Below are 22,517 nucleotides of genomic sequence, written 5' to 3'. Positions count from 1 at the left end.
CAATGGATTATATTATAGATGTAAAAGATTTGCGTAAAGAATTCACATCCCATTCCAGCCGTTCGGGGCTTAAGGGAGCATTTCGTGATCTGTTTACGAGAAACTACACCATCAAGACAGCAGTGGATGACATCTCTCTGCAGATACGTAAAGGGGAAATGGTTGGTTATATCGGGGAAAACGGTGCCGGTAAGTCCACGACCATCAAAATGCTGACAGGCATTCTGACGCCCACTTCAGGGCAAGTAATGGTTAATGGAATGAACCCCCATAAAGACAGGGAGAAATTTGTACGCAGCATCGGGGTGGTGTTCGGGCAGAGATCTCAGTTATGGTGGGATATTGCAGTTCAGGAATCCTTCCGGCTGCTGAAGAAAGTCTACAATGTTCCGGATGAATTCTATAACTCTCACATGACGGATGTAATACAAACACTGGCGATTGAACCTCTGCTCGATAAACCGGTGCGAAAGCTGTCTTTAGGACAGCGTATGAGATGTGAACTTGCGGCAGCGCTTATTCACAACCCGCCGCTTCTGTTCCTCGATGAACCTACCATCGGGCTGGATGTGCTGGTGAAGCTTAAGATCCGTGAATTTTTAAAAGAGATTAATGCAAAATACGGAACGACCATTCTTTTGACTACACATGATCTGTCAGACATAGAGGCGCTATGTGAACGGGTCATCATGCTCGATGAAGGGAAGATCATCTACGATGGAGCCCTTCGCCAGCTCCGTGAAAACTGGGGAGAAGGCAAGCAGATTCAATTCCTTTTCACTGAGGATGTGTTTATGAATGAACTGCACGAACTGACGAAGGAACACCTTGTTGTGTGGGAGCAAGGCAGCAATGCGAACAGCTGGACAGCAAGCGTGGAGAACGATGAGGAAGTGATCTCTGCGGTCATCGGCAGGGTCGTTGCTGCAAAGAGAATTGCTGACTTAAAGATTGTTGAGATTACAACAGAAGAAATTATTCGCAATATTTACGAAGAAGGAGCAGTCCGGAATGGCTAAATATTTAGAAATGATCCGCATCCGCTTCTTGATGATGCTGGCCTACCGGACAAACTATTACAGCGGTATTTTGATCTATAGCATCAATATCGGAGCGTATTACTTTTTGTGGAGTGCAATCTATGGGGATAAACCATCAATCCAGCATCTCTCTATTGTCCAGATGACTACATACATTGCGGTCTCCTGGATGGCAAGGGCCTTCTACTTTAATAATATCGACAGGGAAATAGCGCTTGAGATCAAGGAAGGAAAAGTGGCCATCGAGATGATCCGGCCGTATAACTACATTAGCATGAAGATGATGCAGGGATTGGGAGAAGGTATTTTCAGGATTCTCTTTTTCTCGGTACCAGGCATGGTCATCGTCTATTTTATCTTTCCGATCCAGTTTACTAGTCATCCGGCAACATGGCTGTATTTCCTGGTATCTATTATTTTAAGCTTCATTATTAATACTCAGATCAATTTACTCACAGGAATTGCAACCTTCTTCCTATTTAATAATGATGGTTTAATCCGGGCAAAGCGTGTCGTAATCGATCTGTTCTCGGGGCTAATCCTGCCAATCAGCTTCTTTCCCGGCTGGGCCCAAAGTATTATGGGCTATCTGCCGTTTCAGGGAATCAGTTATATTCCGAGCATGATCTTTACGGAAGGGTTTCAGGGAAGTGAAGTTATCCACGGGCTGATGAATCAAGCACTGTGGTGCCTCGTTCTCTTTATACCGATCCAGGTGCTGTGGACAACAGCAAAACGTCAGCTCATCGTGCAAGGAGGGTAATGAGGAATGTCCTATCTTTCTATCTTTTTTCAATATGCAGGCCAATACTTAAAAACAAGGCTGACCTATCGTGCAGATATGCTCGTTGATATATTTTCGGACCTGCTCTTTCAAGCTGTTAACCTTATTTTCATACTCGTGGTATTCGGCCACACCAGTCTGCTAAAAGGCTGGAGCAAAGATGAGATGGTCTTTATCTATGGCTTTTTTCTTGTGCCATTTGCGGTTTTCGGTGCTTTCTTTAACATTTGGGATTTCACGGACCGCTATATCGTGAAAGGGGAAATGGACAGAATTCTGACCCGGCCGATCCATAGTCTGTTTCAGATTATCTTGGAACGGATGGAACTTGAGTCATTGTTCGGAGGCGTTACAGGCCTGGCGATTATGTATTATGCTGGAAACAATCTGGGATTAAGCTTGCATTGGTATGATCCATTTATTTTTCTCGTTCTGGTGGCAGGCGGTGCCCTTGTGTATGCAGGAATCTTTGTTACGCTGGCGAGCATCGGTTTCTGGTCGGACAGCAGAACGGATATTATGCCGATGATGTACAACATCGGAAACTACGGCCGTTATCCGGTAGATATTTATAATCGGATCATTCGCTATGTACTTACGTGGATTCTTCCTTTTGCTTTCGTCGGAGTCTATCCGGCAGCTTATTTTCTTGGCAGGGAAGAGTGGTACCATTATGCCTTCATCACACCTCTGATCGGCGTCATTTTCTTCGCTATCTCTGTTTTTTTATGGAATATAGGTGTAACAAAATATCGTGGGGCAGGGAATTAGCCGGTAAACAGGCACTCTTTTAGGAGTGTCTGTTTTTTATTTTGGATATCTGGAACATCCATGGCGACTCCTCTTGTTGCGGGTGTAGCCGGATTGCTTGCTTCACAAGGAAAAAGTAATGCTGTAAGATACTTATCCATATAAAAAGAAAAAAATCGTTTTCCAGCCCTTTTTTGTGTTCTTTTTAATGTTCAGCCCTATTATATACCTGTCCTATTTGTCCAAAGGGCAGCATACACTGCTAACAGAGGCGGTGGGGGATTTGATTTATTTAGCGATGCTTTTATTATCAGGGTTTATAGTATATAAAAGTCTTCAATCCCTTTTTTCACACCCGGTCATGAAGCATCAGCTCATGTCATTAAACCACCTTTTCGTGCTTGTTATCGTTTATGTCACCATCATCCTGGGTTTCGGGCTCATGTATACCTCGCTGCTTCTCATGGATATTCATGTTCTCGTGAAGCACGGGGAGGTGATCGGGCATCGCCATTTTTTTCATGTAATTGATGATGCCATGTATTTCAGCTCGATGACGATGCTCTCTGTAGGATATGGGGATTTGACTCCGCTGGGGGCTGGCAGATGGCTGTCCATAGTAGAAGCACTGATCGGCTACTTGCTCCCAGCTGCATTTGTACTGTCTTCAGTCATCGACAGGGAACCGGCATCAAAAAAGTTGTAGGAACGCGTGGAATTGGTTACCCTCTTTATATAGATGAAGTTAAACAGGAGGGATATCCTTGACAGTTACCACAGGAGAAAAAGCACCGGATTTTACATTGCCGGCAAGTAATGGAGAAGATGTAAAGCTATCAGATTTCCAGGGGGAAAATGTGGTGTTGTACTTTTACCCGAAAGATATGACCCCTGGATGCACGACTCAAGCTTGTGATTTCAGGGACAAGCATGATGAATTTAAGGATTTGGATGCCGTGATTCTCGGAGTCAGTACAGATCCGATGGCCCGACACGAAAAATTTATTGATAAATATGGCCTGCCGTTCTTGCTTTTGGCAGACGAGGAACATGAAGCAGCAGAGCTTTTCGGAGTTTGGAAACTAAAGAAGAACTTCGGAAAAGAGTACATGGGAATTGAGCGCTCAACTTTCATTCTCGATAAAGAAGGAAACGTTGTGAAAGAGTATAGAAAAGTGAAAGTGAAAGAGCATATTGATGAAGTTCTGGCTTATATAAAAGAAAACATGAAATAAAGAAAAGGGCACTGCTTTTTGAAAGCAGGCCCTTTTGCAATTAATGCTCAAGCAGATCGCTTACTGGCACTTCCATGTCATGATCAGGTTCTTCATTGGGATGCACCCAGGCTGTTCCGCTTGATGAATTAATGGACTCAATCCATACTGGCTTACCAAAATACATCACTTCAATTTCGCTAGGCGAAGAAATAATCTGTTTTGCTCGATCCACGTTCATTGTAACATGCCCCCTTAATTTTTTCTTATAGTATGAGCATATGAACCAGGTATATACTCCCGGATTAATTATGGGCAACATGAAGGTTTTAATGATAAGATGGAATTGTTGTAATTTTTTAAAGATACATAGAATAGGGGAGGTTTACAATGTTAGATGAAAGAGTCGTCACTCTTGCCAGGACCCTGCTGCACCACTCTGTAGAATTAAAAAAAGGAGAGCGTGTGCTGATCACTTCACCTCTAACTGCCAGGCCATTAATTAAAGCCCTCATTAAAGAAGCTTACGCGATGGGTGCTTATCCGTACGTGAATATATATGATGACGAAATCAGCCGTTACTTAATTACAGGCTATGAAGCAGAGCAGCTGGAAACCTCAATGGGCTGGGATTTGAAAAGAGTCAAAGAGGTGGATGCGTATATCTCCATCGCAAGTTCAGAGAATGATTCCGAGCTGTCTGAAGTTCCTGGCGACAAGTTCCAGCTTCGCGGTGAGTACTTTAAACCCGTGCAAAAAGTCATCATTAATGAACGTAAATGGGTGCTTTTGAATTACCCTACCAAGGGACTTGCTCAGAAAGCTAAAATGAGCTTCGAGTCGTTTGAGAACTTCCTATTGGATGTCTGCAATGTGGATTATAAAAAGATGGAGCAGGCACAGCAGCCTTTAAAAGAATTGATGGAGCGTACGGACAAGGTAAGAATTGTATCGCCTGGTACCGACCTTTCGTTTTCCATTAAAGGAATCCCCGCTGTTAAATGTGCAGGTGAGAACAATATCCCGGATGGGGAAGTCTTTACGGCCCCGGTCAAGGACAGTGTAAATGGGACAATCACCTATAATACACCGTGTCCTTACCGCGGAACGATATTCAACAATGTCAGTCTTACGTTTGAAAACGGCAAAATTGTAGAAGCAACAGCTGACAACTCAGAGAAACTCAATGAAATCTTTGATACTGATGATGGGGCACGCTTTGTAGGAGAGTTTGCGATCGGTGTTAACCCGATGATCCAGCATCCAATGGGCGACATCCTTTTTGATGAAAAAATTTGCGGCAGTATTCACTTTACACCTGGAGAGGCATATGAAGATGCGGACAATGGAAACCGTTCTTCCGTGCACTGGGATATGGTTCTCATCCAGCGTCCTGAATATGGCGGCGGTGAACTGTATTTTGATGATGTATTAGTCAGAAAAGACGGCCTATTTGTTATTCCGGAACTTGAAGGCTTAAATCCTGAGAATCTAAAATAGAAAATAAACATCAAGGCGTCTGACTATACTTTGTTTCATGATTTGCATAGGATTTAGTAATAACTCTTCTAATCGATGTGCGGGAATCTCTCCCGCACTTTTTATATGCATTTTGGGAATCATAAGAATGTAACTCTAGGCCAATGGATTGACAAAAGCAGGCAGTTCAAGATACACTAATTATAAACATTATAATGTAATAATTTCTTTTGAGAGTGAGGTGCATGACGATGTCTGAAGTACGCATAAATGAAGCAATAGATACATTAAAACAGTCTGGAGTTCGCATTACTCCTCAGCGTCATGCGATTCTGGAACACTTGATACAATCTATGACACATCCAACAGCAGATGAAATATACAAATCCTTAGAGGGTAAATTTCCTAACATGAGCGTTGCGACGGTCTATAATAACCTTAGGGTATTTAAAGAAGTAGGTCTCGTTAAAGAATTGACCTACGGAGATGCTTCCAGCCGTTTTGATTGTGTAACGACAGAGCATTACCACATTATATGCGAGGGATGCGGCAAAATAGTGGATTTCCACTATCCTGGACTTGATGAGGTTGAAACCCTGGCTGAATCCGTAACGGGGTTTGACGTTGGACACCACCGCATGGAGATCTACGGAACTTGCCCGGATTGCAAAACTAAAAAGCATTAAAATAAGCTGAACCAGCTTGACTGGATCAGCTTATTTTTTTGCGGTCTTTTTCATAGCGCGTCTTGAATTATATTTTTCGTCAAATTCAAGACCTTCAAGATCCTTATCAAGCGTAAGCGGCTGATTGCATGCCATGCACGCATCCGCGCGGCCTAATACTTTGGTGACTTTCCCGCAATTTGGGCATACAACCTGAACAGCATTCGTTGAGATCATACCAATCCAAAAATAAACTCCGGCACTTGCAAGGGTTGCAAGAAATCCAATTAACATAAATAATGACATTAGTATGAAGTGACTTCTAAAAAATATGCCGGCATACATAATAATGATTCCAATAAAAACAAGACTTAAAGCAAACGTACGTATTTTATTGATCTTGCTCGTATATTTTATCATGGTTGTCCCTCCTAAATTACAGTATACAAGGACTTGAAAAAAAAGAAAGGATTTTCAGCGGCTGCGTTGAAATGTATGGAGACCGAAATTAGAACGGGAGTTGAAGGCATGGAAGACTTGTTACGCCCGCTTTATCAAGAAAGGGCAAGTAACGAAAACACACTTGGAGTTCTATTGATTGAAAAGAACAAACCATTTAGTCCATTAACGGATAATTTTGACTGCATCTTATTTATAATTGTCACTCAAGGGGAGAAACCATGGAGTGTCAAACACTATGAATTTGATGACAAGATTGCTGCTTTACATATTGTGACAGAAGAGCGGCTGAATGAATGGCTTCTTCTCGGCTCAAACCGCCGAGTCGTCGATTGGGTCATTAATGGGAAGGTCCTGTTTAACCGAAACGAATATATCACTGAACTGAGAGACAGACTTGATAAATTCCCAGTTCCTGAACGCTCCAAAAAGATTACGCTAGAATTTGCCAAACTGCTTCGCCGCTTTTCTGATGGAAAAGAGCTTTTTCACAGCGGACAGCACCTTGATTCGTTCAACCATATACTCCATGCTCTCCACCATCTGGCACGTCTGGCTGTTATCGAACGGGGGTTCCACCCGGAAATTACAGTTTGGAATCAAGTAAAGGTAATCGAGCCACAAATCTACAAACTATATGAAGAACTGATTACCGGAAATGAATCCATTGATAAACGGATCGAACTTCTATTAATAGCAAGCGAATTTTCCATCAGCTCCAAAACGAAGCTAGGCGCGGGCCACTTATTAACGATATTCGAAGAACAAGACGAGTGGACAGTCGCTGAACTGATGGAACACCGTGAAATTGCAGATTACTCTATTGATCTTGGAATCCTGCTTGAGCACCTTATTGAAAAGGGAATTGTGGATGTAATCCGCCAGCAGACCAAAGGCAAGCATTTGTTTCACCGCCACTATACAACGAATAAATAAAGGAATTAAACTTTTTTCTGAAAAGGTGTTGACCTCTTTCTTGCTATCATGGTATAGTACTACTTGTCGCTGAAACGACGCGGCAAACACGAACAAACACAAACAAAAAAGAGGTTGACACCTTACACCAAAGATGTTATCCTAAGAAAGTCGCCAAAACGAGCGGCATTCGACAAAATGTTCTTTGAAAACCAAACAAAAGCCAGGTAAGTCAGGGATTTTACAATCCCATCAATTTTTAAACTTTAAGAGCTATATCAAACACTTTATTGGAGAGTTTGATCCTGGCTCAGGATGAACGCTGGCGGCGTGCCTAATACATGCAAGTCGAGCGGACCAAAGAGAGCTTGCTCTCTGAGGTTAGCGGCGGACGGGTGAGTAACACGTGGGTAACCTGCCTGTAAGACGGGGATAACTTCGGGAAACCGAAGCTAATACCGGATGATAAAGAGAAACGCCTGTTTCTTTTTTGAAAGTCGGCCTTGTGCTGACGCTTACAGATGGGCCCGCGGCGCATTAGCTAGTTGGTGAGGTAACGGCTCACCAAGGCGACGATGCGTAGCCGACCTGAGAGGGTGATCGGCCACACTGGGACTGAGACACGGCCCAGACTCCTACGGGAGGCAGCAGTAGGGAATCTTCGGCAATGGACGAAAGTCTGACCGAGCAACGCCGCGTGAGCGATGAAGGCCTTCGGGTCGTAAAGCTCTGTTGTCAGAGAAGAACAAGTACCGGAGTAACTGCCGGTACCTTGACGGTACCTGACCAGAAAGCCACGGCTAACTACGTGCCAGCAGCCGCGGTAATACGTAGGTGGCAAGCGTTATCCGGAATTATTGGGCGTAAAGCGCGCGCAGGCGGTTCTTTAAGTCTGATGTGAAAGCCCACGGCTCAACCGTGGAGGGTCATTGGAAACTGGGGAACTTGAGTGCAGGAGAGAAAAGTGGAATTCCACGTGTAGCGGTGAAATGCGTAGAGATGTGGAGGAACACCAGTGGCGAAGGCGGCTTTTTGGCCTGTAACTGACGCTGAGGCGCGAAAGCGTGGGGAGCAAACAGGATTAGATACCCTGGTAGTCCACGCCGTAAACGATGAGTGCTAGGTGTTGGGGGGTTCCACCCTCAGTGCTGACGTTAACACATTAAGCACTCCGCCTGGGGAGTACGACCGCAAGGTTGAAACTCAAAGGAATTGACGGGGGCCCGCACAAGCAGTGGAGCATGTGGTTTAATTCGAAGCAACGCGAAGAACCTTACCAGGTCTTGACATCCTCTGACCATCCTAGAGATAGGACTTTCCCCTTCGGGGGACAGAGTGACAGGTGGTGCATGGTTGTCGTCAGCTCGTGTCGTGAGATGTTGGGTTAAGTCCCGCAACGAGCGCAACCCTTGACCTTAGTTGCCAGCATTCAGTTGGGCACTCTAAGGTGACTGCCGGTGACAAACCGGAGGAAGGTGGGGATGACGTCAAATCATCATGCCCCTTATGACCTGGGCTACACACGTGCTACAATGGGTGGTACAAAGGGTTGCAAAGCCGCGAGGCCGAGCCAATCCCAAAAAGCCACTCTCAGTTCGGATTGTAGGCTGCAACTCGCCTACATGAAGCCGGAATTGCTAGTAATCGCGGATCAGCATGCCGCGGTGAATACGTTCCCGGGCCTTGTACACACCGCCCGTCACACCACGAGAGTTTGTAACACCCGAAGTCGGTGGGGTAACCTTTTAGGAGCCAGCCGCCGAAGGTGGGACAGATGATTGGGGTGAAGTCGTAACAAGGTAGCCGTATCGGAAGGTGCGGCTGGATCACCTCCTTTCTATGGAGACATGAGTGCACTTAGTAGCCTCATGAACTTACCTGAGCTTTTGTTTGGTTTTGAAAGAACATCGTTTCTTTCAAACAATAGAGGTTATGTGACGCGTTTTTTTGCGCGCACGGACCATGTTCCTTGAAAACTAGATAACGAAACATCCAAACAAAGCCAACTAATTCATTAGTTGTGCGCTGATTATGCAAGACCCATGATCTAACGATCATGTGAAACGATTCAGCTGAAAAGCTGATTCGGTTAAAGGTTAAGCTAGAAAGGGCGCACGGTGGATGCCTTGGCACTAGGAGCCGAAGAAGGACGGGACGAACACCGATATGCCTCGGGGAGCTGTAAGTAAGCATTGATCCGGGGATTTCCGAATGGGGGAACCCACCATCCGTAATGGGATGGTATCCATATCTGAATACATAGGATATGAGAAGGCAGACCCGGGGAACTGAAACATCTAAGTACCCGGAGGAAGAGAAAGCAAATGCGATTTCCTGAGTAGCGGCGAGCGAAACGGAATCAGCCCAAACCAGAGGGCTTGCCCTCTGGGGTTGTAGGACACTCAACATGGAGTTACAAAGGAACGGGGTAGATGAAGCGGTCTGGAAAGGCCAGCCAAAGAAGGTAACAGCCCTGTAGTTGAAACTTCGTTCCCTCCTGAGTGGATCCTGAGTACGGCGGGACACGTGAAACCCCGTCGGAATCCGGGAGGACCATCTCCCAAGGCTAAATACTCCCTAGTGACCGATAGTGAACCAGTACCGTGAGGGAAAGGTGAAAAGCACCCCGGAAGGGGAGTGAAAGAGATCCTGAAACCGTGTGCCTACAAGTAGTTGGAGCCCATTAACGGGTGACAGCGTGCCTTTTGTAGAATGAACCGGCGAGTTACGATAACGTGCAAGGTTAAGCTGATAAGGCGGAGCCGCAGCGAAAGCGAGTCTGAATAGGGCGCCATAGTACGTTGTCGTAGACCCGAAACCGTGTGATCTACCCATGTCCAGGGTGAAGTTCAGGTAACACTGAATGGAGGCCCGAACCCACGCACGTTGAAAAGTGCGGGGATGAGGTGTGGGTAGGGGTGAAATGCCAATCGAACACGGAGATAGCTGGTTCTCCCCGAAATAGCTTTAGGGCTAGCCTCGCGGCTAGAGTCCTGGAGGTAGAGCACTGATTGGACTAGGGGCCCCCACAGGGTTACCGAATTCAGTCAAACTCCGAATGCCAGAGACTTATCCGCGGGAGTCAGACTGCGAGTGATAAGATCCGTAGTCAAGAGGGAAACAGCCCAGACCATCAGCTAAGGTCCCAAAGTATACGTTAAGTGGGAAAGGATGTGGAGTTGCCCAGACAACCAGGATGTTGGCTTAGAAGCAGCCACCATTTAAAGAGTGCGTAATAGCTCACTGGTCGAGTGACTCTGCGCCGAAAATGTACCGGGGCTAAACGTATCACCGAAGCTATGGATTGTACCTTAGGGTACAGTGGTAGGGGAGCGTTCGAAGTGCGGTGAAGTCAGACCGGAAGGACTGGTGGAGCGCTTTGAAGTGAGAATGCCGGTATGAGTAGCGAAAGACAAGTGAGAATCTTGTCCATCGAAAGCCTAAGGTTTCCTGAGGAAGGCTCGTCCGCTCAGGGTTAGTCGGGACCTAAGCCGAGGCCGAAAGGCGTAGGCGATGGCCAACAGGTTGAAATTCCTGTACCACCTCCTTTCCGTTTGAACGACGGGGGGACGCAGGAAGGTAGGGAGAGCGCGCGATTGGAAATGCGCGTCTAAGCAGTTAGGCTGATTGTGAGGCAAATCCCGCAATCGTGAAGGCTGAGCTGTGACGGCGAGGGAAATTACAGTACCGAAGTCCCTGATCCTACACTGCCAAGAAAAGCCTCTAGTGAGGAAAGAGGTGCCCGTACCGCAAACCGACACAGGTAGGCGAGGAGAGAATCCTAAGATGATCGGGAGAACTCTCGTTAAGGAACTCGGCAAAATGACCCCGTAACTTCGGGAGAAGGGGTGCTCTGATAGGGTTAACGCCCGAGAGAGCCGCAGTGAATAGATCCAAGCGACTGTTTAGCAAAAACACAGGTCTCTGCGAAGCCGCAAGGCGAAGTATAGGGGCTGACACCTGCCCGGTGCTGGAAGGTTAAGAGGAGGGGTTATCCCTTACGGGAGAAGCTCTGAATTGAAGCCCCAGTAAACGGCGGCCGTAACTATAACGGTCCTAAGGTAGCGAAATTCCTTGTCGGGTAAGTTCCGACCCGCACGAAAGGTGTAACGACTTGGATACTGTCTCAACGAGAGACCCGGTGAAATTATAGTACCTGTGAAGATGCAGGTTACCCGCGACAGGACGGAAAGACCCCATGGAGCTTTACTGCAGCTTGATATTGGATTTTGGTACAGTTTGTACAGGATAGGTAGGAGCCTGGGAAGTCGGAGCGCCAGCTTCGATGGAGGCGTCGGTGGGATACTACCCTGACTGTATTGAAATTCTAACCTGGAACCGTGATCCGGTTCGGAGACAGTGTCAGGTGGGCAGTTTGACTGGGGCGGTCGCCTCCTAAATTGTAACGGAGGCGCCCAAAGGTTCCCTCAGAATGGTTGGAAATCATTCGCAGAGTGTAAAGGCACAAGGGAGCTTGACTGCGAGACCTACAAGTCGAGCAGGGACGAAAGTCGGGCTTAGTGATCCGGTGGTTCCGCATGGAAGGGCCATCGCTCAACGGATAAAAGCTACCCTGGGGATAACAGGCTTATCTCCCCCAAGAGTCCACATCGACGGGGAGGTTTGGCACCTCGATGTCGGCTCATCGCATCCTGGGGCTGAAGTAGGTCCCAAGGGTTGGGCTGTTCGCCCATTAAAGCGGTACGCGAGCTGGGTTCAGAACGTCGTGAGACAGTTCGGTCCCTATCCGTCGCGGGCGCAGGAAATTTGAGAGGAGCTGTCCTTAGTACGAGAGGACCGGGATGGACACACCGCTGGTGTACCAGTTGTTCCGCCAGGGGCATAGCTGGGTAGCTACGTGTGGACGGGATAAGTGCTGAAAGCATCTAAGCATGAAGCCCCCCTCAAGATGAGATTTCCCATCACGTCAAGTGAGTAAGACCCCTTAGAGATGATGAGGTTGATAGGTCTGGTGTGGAAGCGTGGTGACACGTGGAGCTGACAGATACTAATCGGTCGAGGGCTTATCCTTATTAACAAAAGCGGTATGAACCGTTTAAATCCGACAAGCGTTGGAGATCCTGACGAGAACACGTTTTTGGTGTTCGCAGGAGGGATTGAAACGACCTCGAGGATATGGTTCATGGAGCTGGACGTTAGCATCAGTGAAAGTTTGGATGAAAAGTTATCTAGTTTTGAGGGAATATACCTCAAACTAGGTTGAAAAACCTACATATGTCTGGTGGCGATAGCGAAGAGGTCACACCCGTTCCCATACCGAACACGGAAGTTAAGCTCTTCAGCGCCGATGGTAGTTGGGGGCTTCCCCCTGTAAGAGTAGGACGCTGCCAGGCATATATTATTCCACAGTAGCTCAGTGGTAGAGCTATCGGCTGTTAACCGATCGGTCGTAGGTTCGAGTCCTACCTGTGGAGCCATATTTTGGAGAGCTGTCCGAGTGGCCGAAGGAGCACGATTGGAAATCGTGTATACGGTTACCGCCGTATCAAGGGTTCAAATCCCTTGCTCTCCGCCATAACTTTTCAACATATGGCCCGTTGGTCAAGCGGTTAAGACACCGCCCTTTCACGGCGGTAACACGGGTTCGAATCCCGTACGGGTCACCAAGTTTTTTTCGTTAAGAAAAATAACCAAGTTTTTTCGTAATAACGAAAATAACCATTTTTATACATATAACTTTTTCGGAGGATTAGCTCAGCTGGGAGAGCACCTGCCTTACAAGCAGGGGGTCGGCGGTTCGAACCCGTCATCCTCCACCATTAATACTTAACTTTTTCTACATTCAAGAATTTGCTTGTAGAGGAAGAGACAGTCATTAACTCGGACATATCGTCCGTAAGCTTAATATTATCGCGGGGTGGAGCAGTCTGGTAGCTCGTTGGGCTCATAACCCAAAGGTCGCAGGTTCAAATCCTGTCCCCGCAACCAAAATGGACTCGTGGTGTAGTGGTTAACATGCCTGCCTGTCACGCAGGAGATCGCCGGTTCGACCCCGGTCGGGTCCGCCATTTTGGCTCGATAGCTCAGTCGGTAGAGCAGAGGACTGAAAATCCTCGTGTCGGCGGTTCGATTCCGTCTCGAGCCACCATTTTTTTTGCCGGTTTAGCTCAATTGGTAGAGCAACTGACTTGTAATCAGTAGGTTGGGGGTTCAAGTCCTCTAGCCGGCACCACTTTTCTTTTCAAGAACTGTAAGGAATTTCTTCTTGAAGAATAGATGAATTTGTATTAAAATAGGATTTGTCTCTCATGGAGGGGTAGCGAAGTGGCTAAACGCGGCGGACTGTAAATCCGCTCCTTTGGGTTCGGCGGTTCGAATCCGTCCCCCTCCACCATCTAAATTTTAGTTGCACATTAACAATTTAGGGGCATAGTTTAAAGGTAGAACGAAGGTCTCCAAAACCTTTGGTGTGGGTTCAATTCCTACTGCCCCTGCCATGTGGCGATTGTGGCGAAGTGGTTAACGCACCGGATTGTGATTCCGGCATTCGTGGGTTCAATTCCCATCAGTCGCCCCATATGATGGGCTATAGCCAAGTGGTAAGGCAACGGACTTTGACTCCGTCACTCGTAGGTTCGAATCCTGCTAGCCCAGCCATCAATGCGGAAGTAGTTCAGTGGTAGAATACAACCTTGCCAAGGTTGGGGTCGCGGGTTCGAATCCCGTCTTCCGCTCCATATTATCTTGTTTGTTTCTGGCGGCATAGCCAAGTGGTAAGGCCAGGGTCTGCAAAACCCTTATCCACCGGTTCGAATCCGGTTGCCGCCTCCACTACATAATTCCCCAGCGCCGGGGTGGTGGAATTGGCAGACACACAGGACTTAAAATCCTGCGGTAGGTGACTATCGTGCCGGTTCGAGTCCGGCCCTCGGCACCATAATATTTTATAACTTAACTGCCTAATGATTAATTGCATGCCGGTGTGGCGGAATTGGCAGACGCGCACGACTCAAAATCGTGTTCCCTTGGGAGTGTCGGTTCGACCCCGACCACCGGTACCATTACATACGTTAGAAATACGATGATATCAACGGTCTCTACTTCGGTAGGGGCCGTTTTTTTGTCGTTCACCACGTACGATTTTACCGAAATAATCGTGTGCGTTGAATCGTGCGCGATGTTGCGTCTAATACGATTGGAGGCGTATGTATGGTAAGACGTCGTAACGAATTATCCTCGAAACAATTATCGCAATTACGTGGCACTATCCGGACAAGTTCGAGTTTGACGAATTACTCGATATCTTTCTAGACGATTGTGATATACGTAATCTTCGCGACCACACGATTAAATACTACCGCAATGAATTATCGTCTTTCCGTAAACTTCTCGAGGTTCAAGAAATTGAGACCTTGCCGGCGAAAATTAGTTCTGACCAAATAAAAGAAAACCTCATTCGTTATATGAAAGGCACCGGTGCAAAGACTGTCAGCATCAATACGCGTTTACGGGCAGTACGTGCCTTTTTCAATTACCTTCATAAAGAACGGTATATACCACGAACCCAATAAAAGAAGTAAAGCTTTTAAAGCAGCGCAAAACGGTCATAGCGACGTTCTCTACTGATCAGATACGTAAGCTATTCCGGCAGCCTGACCTGAAGACGTTTATAGGTGTGCGCGATCTAACGATTATGATGTTACTGTTCGAGACCGGTATGAGGGCGAACGAAATAATCGGTATTGCTTTGAGTGATATTCGTTGGGAAGACTCGCAGTTATTGATCAGAAACGCGAAGGGGCAACGTGAACGTTTTTGTTCCGTTACAGGCGAAGATGAAGGATCAGTTACGGAAATATATCGCGATTAGAGGCGTTATCGAGACCGATGCTCTGTTTGTAACTATCGATAATACTCCGCTTACCAAACGCCAATTACAGGGCAGGATAACGCAATATGGGCGTGATGCGAGTATAGATGACGTAAGGTGTTCGTGCCATACTATGCGCCACACATTAGCGAAGATGAGCGTTCAGAACGGCGCAGGTATATTCGAGCAATCGTGCCGCTAAATACTACAACCTTCGCAAAAGTTGGCGTAATCGACGGTGCTCATTCCCGCCAGCTATTCAATTTGTGCTGTAGTCAGTCGTTAGAAGGCGTTGTGCTTAAGCGTAAAGACTCGCTTTACCACGTAGGTAAACGATCTGACACGTGGCTTAAAGTGGTTAATTACGCGTTCACCGAAGTGTGGATCACTGGTCTGACGCAAAACGGCGACTGGCTGCTCGAATTTGGCGACGGCACGCCGGCCGGTATTTGCGAGTTGGCACCGCCATTGGCTTGGAAAACCGTTTACCGTAATTTCGAGGGTCGTTCCCAGCCGATTAAAGTACGCGTCAAGCACCGAAGTCTTACGAAGGGCGGGTATTTGCGTACGCCAGCATTTATAAATTTTATTAATAGCCCATACCCTAGTACTGATTCACTATAAATTATCTGGTTTTATCTTACCATTATTGGGGTATTTAAATATCGCTATGATTATAAATGGGGGGGCTGATGGTAATAAGTATCTACAACTATGAGCTTATAATAGAGGATAAAAGAATCTTTATAGGAGATGCAAATGCTCTTTTATCATTTGTTTCTGTTGAAGATCATTTTAACATTGGTCAGAAAATAAAAATTGAAGGTAATAACTACTTAGTTAGACGAGGAGAACTCAAAAACAGCAAAAATCAAAAAAATCAGCTTAGATATTATTTAGAGGCATCCGAGTAATTGGGTGTTTTTTTCTAATCAATGGTTGTTGAGATGAATATAACCAAGGCAACCAGAATAGATACTAAAATATTTTATATTTCCGCAGTAGTTTATAATATACAAATGCGATCAAATATCCAACAAAATAACTGATTGCCGTAAAACCGATATTCCAGCCGTTTCTATAGATAATTTCTCCTGCTTTAAATGCCCAAAATTCAATCAATGTAGTAAATATCGTAAACAGGACTAGCGAGAGATATACATTGAGCTTGGTGAAGTGAATAGAACTAATGAACAAGGATCCTAAGATTGGGAACAACCCTAAATTAAATGGGACAGAAGCGAGCGATAAGTTTGTATATGAATGCTTCAATTTCCAAAAGTAATTAAAACCCCAATCATTAATTAAAAATGCAATTGAAATTCCGATTGGAATAACAATTAGCATGAATTTAGGTTTCTTATAACAGAGGTACAATCCAACTATCCATGGAATAACGAAACCTACGACTAATTGATTTATCATTTCTTACTCCCGTTTTTCTGTTATTATGTCCCTGATTTCTTGTTGGATAACAGGTTCTTGTTAAATTAATTCTTTCGACAAATAAAGGGATGTTTCGCGCAATACAGAAGACATAAAATATCCCCCGAATTACCTCTCATAAGCAGATTTGACCACTAAGCGAACTTATTCCTCGTGCGAGTGGCACGGAATGAGGAGTGAGTAACATACGGAGAATCGACAGCACAAAGTCGGCTCTCTCTTTTATTTCTAGTTTACAAGAACACATGTTCGGTAATAATATGGAATAAAGGAGTGGTTTACTATGCTAAAGGATCGCGGGGGAATCAAATGGACTTCTTTAATGCTCCCCGAACACGTTAAAGCTCTGCGCGAATTTGACTGGGACATAACGAATATTGAACGGCCAGTACTCGATGAACAGCAACTCGAGGAAATAAACGAAACTATATGTTCAGCGATGGAGTTCAATAATGCGGTGAAGTTCTCGTATTACCGATCGGGTGTTATCGAAACTTTGACCGGGCACATACATTATCTTGACGTACATAATAAGAACGTAAGAATCGTTACCAAAAGTGGTGATATCGCGAAGGTTAACTTTACCGATATAACGGGCGTGACAATTTTCGACATATAATAGAAGAAACTCGTCCATACCGATTAATAATTGCTAATCGTTACCATTCTCGGTATAATAGCGATAAGCGCTATTTTCCGGTAGTCGTACGCGATGAATTTGCGGTATGAACTAGCGAAGTCGGACAAGCGTTGATATCTCGTTCTCTACTCGTTAGGGTAACGTATGTAAACCGAAAGCACGACTCAAAATCGTGTTCCCTTGGGAGTGTCGGTTCGACCCCGACCACCGGTACCATTACATAACATAATAACGTTAAATATAGACGCTCCTTGCACAGTGCAAGGAACGTTTTTTTTCTTTATACTTTTCAGTACGCAGAGGTATACGTTTTTTCTCCATTACATTATCGCATACTAATATACGTGCATTTGGCGCCTAATACTATTCCACTCTCAAATTGTTCACGAAAGAATGAACACTTTGCCAATTATGTGCTCTACCCTAAACAAATGTAAAAAAAAGGCGAAATTTGTAGATAGAAGGCTGTCGGTAATCATATTCAGTATTCTTCTATGGGATTCACAGTAACGACAAAGGAATATTATCTTTAAACAGACAGTTTTGGAAGGGAGTTTCATGAATGAGTGATTTGCAACGAAAGATGGGAACTTTTGCCCTGACCATGGTCGGGCTCGGATCGATCATTGGATCCGGCTGGTTATTTGGGGCATGGAGAGCTGCACAAATCGCTGGTCCAGCCGCTGTTTTTTCCTGGATCATCGGCATGATCGTTATTTTATTTATAGCGCTTTCTTATATTGAATTAGGCGCCATGTTTCCTGAAGCCGGAGGGATGGTGAAATACACACAGTATTCTCATGGGTCGTTTGTAGGATTTCTTGCAGCCTGGTCCAATTGGATTGCCATTGTTTCTGTTATTCCTGTTGAAGCAATCGCCTCTGTGCAATATATGAGTTCCTGGCCGTGGAAATGGGCAAGGTGGACGCACACGTTAGTGACGGAAGGCACCCTTACCGGGAAAGGATTGGTTATCGCTTCAGTATTGATGCTGATTTACTTTTTTTTGAACTATTGGGCAGTCAGCCTGTTTGCCAAAGCAAATAACCTGATAACAATTTTAAAAATTGTTATTCCTGGACTCACGGTTGGAGCGCTTCTTTTCGTAGGATTTCATGGGGAGAACTTTACATCCGGGCACAGTGTTGCTCCTTATGGATGGGCAAGTGTACTAACTGCCGTAGCTACTTCAGGGATTGTATTCGCGTTCAACGGTTTCCAAAGCCCCATTAATATGGCGGGCGAGGCAAGGAATCCCGGCCGCACTATTCCATTTTCAGTTGTAGGGTCTGTTCTGATCGCTACCGTTATCTACATTTTATTGCAAGTGGCCTTTATCGGGGCTGTCAGTCCTGCCACGATTGCTAAAGGCTGGCATCATTTAAATTTCAATTCGCCATTTGCCGATTTGGCCATTGCACTGGGCATTAACTGGCTTGTCATTTTACTTTATTGTGATGCATTCATTTCTCCTTCCGGCACAGGAACTACGTATACCGCCACCACAGCGAGAATGATCTACGGAATGGAAAAGAACGGATATTTACCAGAAGTGTTTGGAAAGGTTCACCCTTTTTACCGTGTGCCTCGTCCTGCTATGTATTTAAACCTTGCTGTATGTTTTCTGTTTCTGTTTGTCTTTAGAGGCTGGGGGGTACTAGCAGAAGTAATTTCAGTAGCAACCCTTATCTCTTATATCACCGGCCCAGTTACAGTCATGACATTAAGACGGACAGGCAGGAATCTATATCGTCCATTACGTGTTAAAGCACTAAGCATCATCGCACCATGCGGGTTCGTCTTTGCCTCTTTAACGCTGTATTGGGCAAGATGGCCGCTGACTGGACAGGTGCTATTCTTTATTTTGATTGGCCTTCCGATTTACTTTTATTATCAGGCGAGAAAGAAATGGAAAGGTTTCAAAACGAATTTCCTGGCAGGACTCTGGATGGTTGTTTACTTAATCTGCATGATGTTTATCTCCTACCTGGGAAGTGAAAAATTTGGAGGAGCCAACATCATTCCATTTGGCTGGGATATGGTTCTCATTGCATGCTTAGCCCTTGTGTTTTATTATTGGGCTGTAAAAAGCGGGATTCAAACCGAGTATTTAGACGAAGCAGCTAAACTGAATGAGCAAGTTAGAGTTAAAGAAATGACGAAACGCGGGAACGAGTCTGGGGAAGAAGTAGGTTAATTATTGCGGTAAAAAGAAGTGCATAAATGGTGCACTTCTTTTTTTATGGTTTTAATACATCGAGTTATCCGTTTGCTAGGAAAATTAAAAATATTTTTAATTTTCAGATGTAAAAAGAAAGGATTTTTTTGTCATTTATTAGAATAATTAGTGTTAGTATAGGTGATTGGTCATAAGCCCTTCGCCTGTATTTTATTTTAATCTTAAGCATGGGGGAATAGCGGATGAAGGTCTTTAGTTTGTTCAAGGCGGAGATGGCTGGCTTGGCAGCGAAAAAAGGGCTGCTGATTTCAGTCATTATCACCTTGCTCGTACCTGTTGTGTACGGCGGGATACTCTTGTCTCCTAGGTGGGGGCCATATGACAACCTGTCAAACCTGCCGGTAGCGGTCGTTAACAACGATCAGGGAGCTGATACAGATGGTGAGGCGATTAATGCAGGAAAGGATTTAGTCGCTGATCTGGAAAAAGGAAAAGACCTCGGCTGGAAATTTGTTGATTCCGATGAGGCGAAAAGCGGGTTGAAGAGTTTGAAGTATTACATGGTCATTGAAATCCCCAAAGATTTCTCTAAGAAGGTAACGACCGTTCTCTCAACCGATCCTCAAAAACCGGAATTGAAGTATGTGCAGAATGAAGGTTTAAACTTTATGGCTGCACAGGTTACAAAGAGCGCGACAGCACAGATCCGGGAAAAGCTGGCAGACCGGATTACGGAGAAATACGTGAACAATATGTTTGTCAGCCTGAAAGATGTGTCTGACGGGTTTCAGACGGCTGCAGACGGTTCTTCAAAGCTAAATGGAGGCACATCTGATTTACAGAAAGGAACCGGCACACTTTTGGAATCGCTTACAAATAAATCAGGCGATATATCCAGACTTGCTGCAGGAGCGAAAGAACTTGAAAAAGGAACGGGGCAGATGTTTCAATCCCTGTCTGGAAAGCAGAATGATATTACCAAATTAGCCAATGGCTCGGCGCAGGTCAACAATGGCCTTGGACAAATGCTTCAATCCTTGACAGGCAAGCAGGGTGATATTAAAAAGCTAGCGGACGGAACGAGTGATTTGGAAAAAGGCACACGACAAATGCTGCAGTCATTGACTGCTAAGCAAGGGGATATCAAACGATTGGCATCGGGTTCTAAAGATCTTAAAAATGGTACGAACACCCTTCTGGCTTCTTTAAAAGAAGGATCTGGAGATATTGCAAAATTGGCTGCAGGCTCAGAAGCAGCGAATGAAGGGACAGGTTTGCTGCTGGATACACTCAAACAGAAGCAGCAAGGTGTGGCTGAATTGGCAGCTGGTGCAAAGGTGCTGAGCGAAAAAATGCCGGCGCTTAAAGATGGAACAGCAGGAGTGCTTGGCGGTTTGAAGAATATGCAAAACAAAGTTAATACGGAACTTCAGCCCGGTACCCAGCAAGTGGCTGGAGGAGTGGTGAAAGTAGCGGAAAATGCTCAAGCACTTGGAGCTGGCCTGCAAGGTCTGTCTTCAGCTTTAAACAGCTACCTTGAGGCACATCCTGACCTGAAGAATGATCCTAATTTTATGAAAATAGTCGGTACAGGTCAAGTGCTGTCTCAAAAAGCGAATGATCCTGAAAATGCAAAACTGCTTGGGGCCCTTAAGGATGGATCAGCAAATATTGCGAGTGCTTTTGGTAAGGACGGTGCAGTTACGGCAGGCCTTGATAAGCTGGTTGCCGGACAGACCTTGATTGATAACGGTGTAGGTGAACTGAACCAGAAAGCACCTCAGCTAAAAGACGGCACAGAGCAAGTTGCAACAGGGTGGAATACCATGGTAACTAAAGTCGGTGATCTTCATGCGGGTACTGCACAGATCGCTGCAGGCAACCAAACGGTCAATAAAGGCTGGAGTTCCATGACCGATGGAGTTATGAAGCTTGATTCTGGAGCAGGACTACTATCAGCTGGAAATGCCTCTGTTAATAATGGCTGGCAGGTATTAAAAGGTGCCACAACTCAAATCCATGATGGCCAAGTTCAGGTGAGAGATGGGAATGCCGATGTAAATAAAGGCTGGCACAAGCTTACTGATGGTACAACTAAACTATATGCCGGGTCTGGACAGGTCAGCGATGGAAACGCAGACGTTGATAAAGGGTGGAAAGATCTCACATCAGGCGCAAATAAAATCCACTCGGGAACGATGCAAGTAAGCGATGGTAATGCAACAGTGGAAAAAGGATGGGGAGATTTAACTTCAGGTGTCACCCGGTTAAATGATGGTGCCCAAAAACTGAATGATGGTTCAGCTGAACTGGCTTCGGGATTGAAAGATGGAGCAGCTAAAACAAGCAGCCTGAAAACCCCTGATCAGAAGAATTTCAACATGTTTGCTTCACCAGTGAAATTAAAGAGCGATAAGGTGTTCAAATATCCGCATTATCGTGATTCAACAGCTCCTTATGTATTAACTCTTGCATTGTTTGCCGGAATTTTGATCATGTCCATGTTCATGAATTTCAAAAGACCGGAAGACGTATCAGCAGCTGCCTGGTTCGGTGCAAAGTTTATGAATTTATCCGTTCTGGCTATTGCTCAAGCTTTGCTGCTTTCCATTGTTGTTTTGGTCTTGGCAGTAAACGTTGAGAACCCGGCAGGATTTGTTCTATTCGCTATTTTTGTTAGTATCGTATTTTCTGCAATTGTCAGCTTCTTTGCTGCACTCGGAGTGATTGGACGGTTTCTTGGACTGGCATTTGTTGTGCTCCAGCTTTCCATTACAGGAGCGAATCTTCCAATTGACATGCTCCCTGCCAATATGCGGACTTTAAGTGAGTTCCTGCCGTTTAGGTACAGCATTGCAGGATTTAAGTCTGTTCTATCTCTGGATGCTCCAGGAACCGCCTTATTTAATGCAAGTGTCCTGTTTATCTATCTTGCAGTATTTGCTCTTCTGGCGTTTGCAGTCATGCTTATAAGCAGCGGAAGTTATAAGTCACAAGATGACACAGCAGGACTGAGAGCATAAAAAAATAATATAACAGGTTGTCATATTATTTGAAGTTTGGGACTATATTGAATCAAGGCAGTTGTAGGTTTTAGCGCAGTACTTCGTTTTAA

The 22,517-nt window shown here is 45.4% G+C and carries 18 protein-coding genes, 16 tRNA genes, 3 rRNA genes and 1 pseudogene; 36 read left to right on the top strand and 2 right to left on the bottom strand.

The annotated features are described in order from the left end of the window. Positions 1-2 precede the first annotated feature (2 nt). The 6 genes and pseudogenes from OKX00_RS19595 to bcp all read left to right on the top strand — a co-directional run bounded on the left by OKX00_RS19595 (position 3) and on the right by bcp (position 3,809). Entirely contained in the window at positions 3-1,019 is a 1,017-nt protein-coding gene (locus OKX00_RS19595; RefSeq protein ID WP_265408507.1) for an ABC transporter ATP-binding protein, read from the top strand. Further along, positions 1,012-1,803 (top strand): ABC transporter permease, encoded by a 792-nt coding sequence (locus OKX00_RS19590; RefSeq protein ID WP_053355647.1) that lies wholly within the window; start codon positions 1,012-1,014, stop codon positions 1,801-1,803. The genes OKX00_RS19595 and OKX00_RS19590 overlap by 8 nt, the downstream gene beginning before the upstream one ends. 6 nt (positions 1,804-1,809) lie before the next feature. Further along, the gene (locus tag OKX00_RS19585; RefSeq protein ID WP_053355646.1) at positions 1,810-2,595 is read left to right on the top strand and encodes an ABC transporter permease; all 786 of its coding nucleotides are present in this window, start codon (positions 1,810-1,812) and stop codon (positions 2,593-2,595) included. 45 nt (positions 2,596-2,640) lie between these two features. Continuing rightward, positions 2,641-2,715: pseudogene (locus OKX00_RS23425) on the top strand (S8 family serine peptidase); the annotation flags it as partial. A 142-nt stretch (positions 2,716-2,857) separates the two neighbouring features. Next, complete coding sequence (locus tag OKX00_RS19580) at positions 2,858-3,280, top strand: potassium channel family protein (RefSeq protein ID WP_416054264.1); 423 nt, start codon at positions 2,858-2,860, stop codon at positions 3,278-3,280. A 58-nt stretch (positions 3,281-3,338) separates the two neighbouring features. Continuing rightward, positions 3,339-3,809, top strand: coding sequence for a thioredoxin-dependent thiol peroxidase (gene bcp / locus OKX00_RS19575; RefSeq protein WP_265408506.1), 471 nt, complete (start codon positions 3,339-3,341; stop codon positions 3,807-3,809). Between the two features lie 40 nt (positions 3,810-3,849). Here the strand turns inward: bcp and OKX00_RS19570 are convergent, their stop codons facing one another. Next, positions 3,850-4,029, bottom strand: coding sequence for an H-type small acid-soluble spore protein (locus OKX00_RS19570; protein ID WP_053355643.1), 180 nt, complete (start codon positions 4,027-4,029; stop codon positions 3,850-3,852). A 149-nt stretch (positions 4,030-4,178) separates the two neighbouring features. Here OKX00_RS19570 and OKX00_RS19565 point away from each other — a divergent pair, with 149 nt between their 5' ends. Both OKX00_RS19565 and perR read left to right on the top strand, forming a co-directional pair. Further along, on the top strand, positions 4,179-5,288 hold the full coding sequence (locus OKX00_RS19565) for an aminopeptidase (protein WP_053355642.1): 1,110 nt from the start codon (positions 4,179-4,181) through the stop codon (positions 5,286-5,288). Positions 5,289-5,518: 230 nt separating this feature from the next. Further along, entirely contained in the window at positions 5,519-5,953 is a 435-nt protein-coding gene (gene perR / locus OKX00_RS19560) for a peroxide-responsive transcriptional repressor PerR (protein WP_053355641.1), read from the top strand. 30 nt (positions 5,954-5,983) lie between these two features. On the opposite strand, the gene OKX00_RS19555 is transcribed toward perR, so the two are convergent. Beyond that, complete coding sequence (locus tag OKX00_RS19555; protein WP_053355640.1) at positions 5,984-6,352, bottom strand: YgzB family protein; 369 nt, start codon at positions 6,350-6,352, stop codon at positions 5,984-5,986. A 108-nt stretch (positions 6,353-6,460) separates the two neighbouring features. On the opposite strand from OKX00_RS19555, the gene OKX00_RS19550 reads away from it, so the two are divergent. The 28 genes from OKX00_RS19550 (at position 6,461) to OKX00_RS19420 (ending at position 22,425) form a co-directional block, all read left to right on the top strand. Further along, entirely contained in the window at positions 6,461-7,327 is an 867-nt protein-coding gene (locus OKX00_RS19550) for a nucleotidyltransferase-like protein (RefSeq protein ID WP_265408505.1), read from the top strand. A gap of 266 nt (positions 7,328-7,593) precedes the next feature. After that, positions 7,594-9,143: ribosomal RNA gene (locus OKX00_RS19545) — 16S ribosomal RNA — on the top strand. Between the two features lie 257 nt (positions 9,144-9,400). After that, positions 9,401-12,338 (top strand): 23S ribosomal RNA (locus OKX00_RS19540). A gap of 206 nt (positions 12,339-12,544) precedes the next feature. After that, positions 12,545-12,660, top strand: a 5S ribosomal RNA gene (gene rrf / locus OKX00_RS19535). The 16S, 23S and 5S rRNA genes sit together here with 16 tRNA genes alongside, the layout of an rRNA operon. Before the next feature lie 9 nt (positions 12,661-12,669). Beyond that, positions 12,670-12,744: transfer RNA gene (locus OKX00_RS19530), tRNA-Asn, on the top strand. Between the two features lie 6 nt (positions 12,745-12,750). Further along, a tRNA-Ser gene (locus OKX00_RS19525) sits at positions 12,751-12,842 on the top strand. A 16-nt stretch (positions 12,843-12,858) separates the two neighbouring features. Further along, positions 12,859-12,933, top strand: a tRNA-Glu gene (locus OKX00_RS19520). A gap of 77 nt (positions 12,934-13,010) precedes the next feature. Continuing rightward, positions 13,011-13,086: transfer RNA gene (locus OKX00_RS19515), tRNA-Val, on the top strand. Between the two features lie 92 nt (positions 13,087-13,178). After that, positions 13,179-13,255 (top strand) — tRNA-Met (locus OKX00_RS19510). 4 nt (positions 13,256-13,259) lie between these two features. Then, positions 13,260-13,335: transfer RNA gene (locus tag OKX00_RS19505), tRNA-Asp, on the top strand. A gap of 4 nt (positions 13,336-13,339) precedes the next feature. Then, positions 13,340-13,415: transfer RNA gene (locus tag OKX00_RS19500), tRNA-Phe, on the top strand. 8 nt (positions 13,416-13,423) lie between these two features. Then, positions 13,424-13,499: transfer RNA gene (locus OKX00_RS19495), tRNA-Thr, on the top strand. 78 nt (positions 13,500-13,577) lie between these two features. After that, positions 13,578-13,661, top strand: a tRNA-Tyr gene (locus OKX00_RS19490). 29 nt (positions 13,662-13,690) lie between these two features. After that, positions 13,691-13,764 (top strand) — tRNA-Trp (locus OKX00_RS19485). A gap of 4 nt (positions 13,765-13,768) precedes the next feature. Continuing rightward, positions 13,769-13,844, top strand: a tRNA-His gene (locus OKX00_RS19480). A gap of 5 nt (positions 13,845-13,849) precedes the next feature. After that, positions 13,850-13,924: transfer RNA gene (locus OKX00_RS19475), tRNA-Gln, on the top strand. 5 nt (positions 13,925-13,929) lie between these two features. Next, positions 13,930-14,004: transfer RNA gene (locus tag OKX00_RS19470), tRNA-Gly, on the top strand. Between the two features lie 19 nt (positions 14,005-14,023). Further along, positions 14,024-14,098 (top strand) — tRNA-Cys (locus OKX00_RS19465). Between the two features lie 17 nt (positions 14,099-14,115). Further along, a tRNA-Leu gene (locus OKX00_RS19460) sits at positions 14,116-14,204 on the top strand. 39 nt (positions 14,205-14,243) lie between these two features. Then, positions 14,244-14,328 (top strand) — tRNA-Leu (locus OKX00_RS19455). Positions 14,329-14,496: 168 nt separating this feature from the next. Next, the gene (locus OKX00_RS19450; protein WP_322114376.1) at positions 14,497-14,838 is read left to right on the top strand and encodes a site-specific integrase; all 342 of its coding nucleotides are present in this window, start codon (positions 14,497-14,499) and stop codon (positions 14,836-14,838) included. A gap of 104 nt (positions 14,839-14,942) precedes the next feature. After that, entirely contained in the window at positions 14,943-15,137 is a 195-nt protein-coding gene (locus OKX00_RS19445; RefSeq protein WP_265408504.1) for a tyrosine-type recombinase/integrase, read from the top strand. Continuing rightward, a complete protein-coding gene (locus tag OKX00_RS19440) occupies positions 15,103-15,339 on the top strand; it encodes a tyrosine-type recombinase/integrase (RefSeq protein ID WP_265408503.1) in 237 nt (78 codons plus the stop codon). The genes OKX00_RS19445 and OKX00_RS19440 overlap by 35 nt, the downstream gene beginning before the upstream one ends. Then, positions 15,255-15,761 carry an ATP-dependent DNA ligase gene (locus tag OKX00_RS23420; RefSeq protein WP_416054263.1) on the top strand — a complete coding sequence of 169 codons (507 nt, stop codon included), beginning with the start codon at positions 15,255-15,257 and terminating at the stop codon, positions 15,759-15,761. The genes OKX00_RS19440 and OKX00_RS23420 overlap by 85 nt, the downstream gene beginning before the upstream one ends. Before the next feature lie 68 nt (positions 15,762-15,829). Continuing rightward, entirely contained in the window at positions 15,830-16,051 is a 222-nt protein-coding gene (locus OKX00_RS19435) for a hypothetical protein (RefSeq protein WP_265408502.1), read from the top strand. Between the two features lie 815 nt (positions 16,052-16,866). Next, positions 16,867-17,202 (top strand): YolD-like family protein, encoded by a 336-nt coding sequence (locus tag OKX00_RS19430; protein WP_265408501.1) that lies wholly within the window; start codon positions 16,867-16,869, stop codon positions 17,200-17,202. Between the two features lie 583 nt (positions 17,203-17,785). Further along, positions 17,786-19,420, top strand: a complete 1,635-nt coding sequence (locus OKX00_RS19425; RefSeq protein ID WP_265408500.1) for a glutamate/serine transporter AimA — start codon at positions 17,786-17,788, stop codon at positions 19,418-19,420. Positions 19,421-19,644: 224 nt separating this feature from the next. Then, positions 19,645-22,425, top strand: a complete 2,781-nt coding sequence (locus tag OKX00_RS19420; protein ID WP_265408499.1) for a YhgE/Pip domain-containing protein — start codon at positions 19,645-19,647, stop codon at positions 22,423-22,425. Positions 22,426-22,517: the final 92 nt, after the last annotated feature.

Source organism: Fictibacillus sp. KU28468, assembly GCF_026153615.1.
Classification (GTDB): domain Bacteria; phylum Bacillota; class Bacilli; order Bacillales; family Fictibacillaceae; genus Fictibacillus_C; species Fictibacillus_C marinisediminis.
Note: the sequence above shows the minus strand (reverse complement) of the source record. Positions and strands in the feature narration are given on the sequence as shown.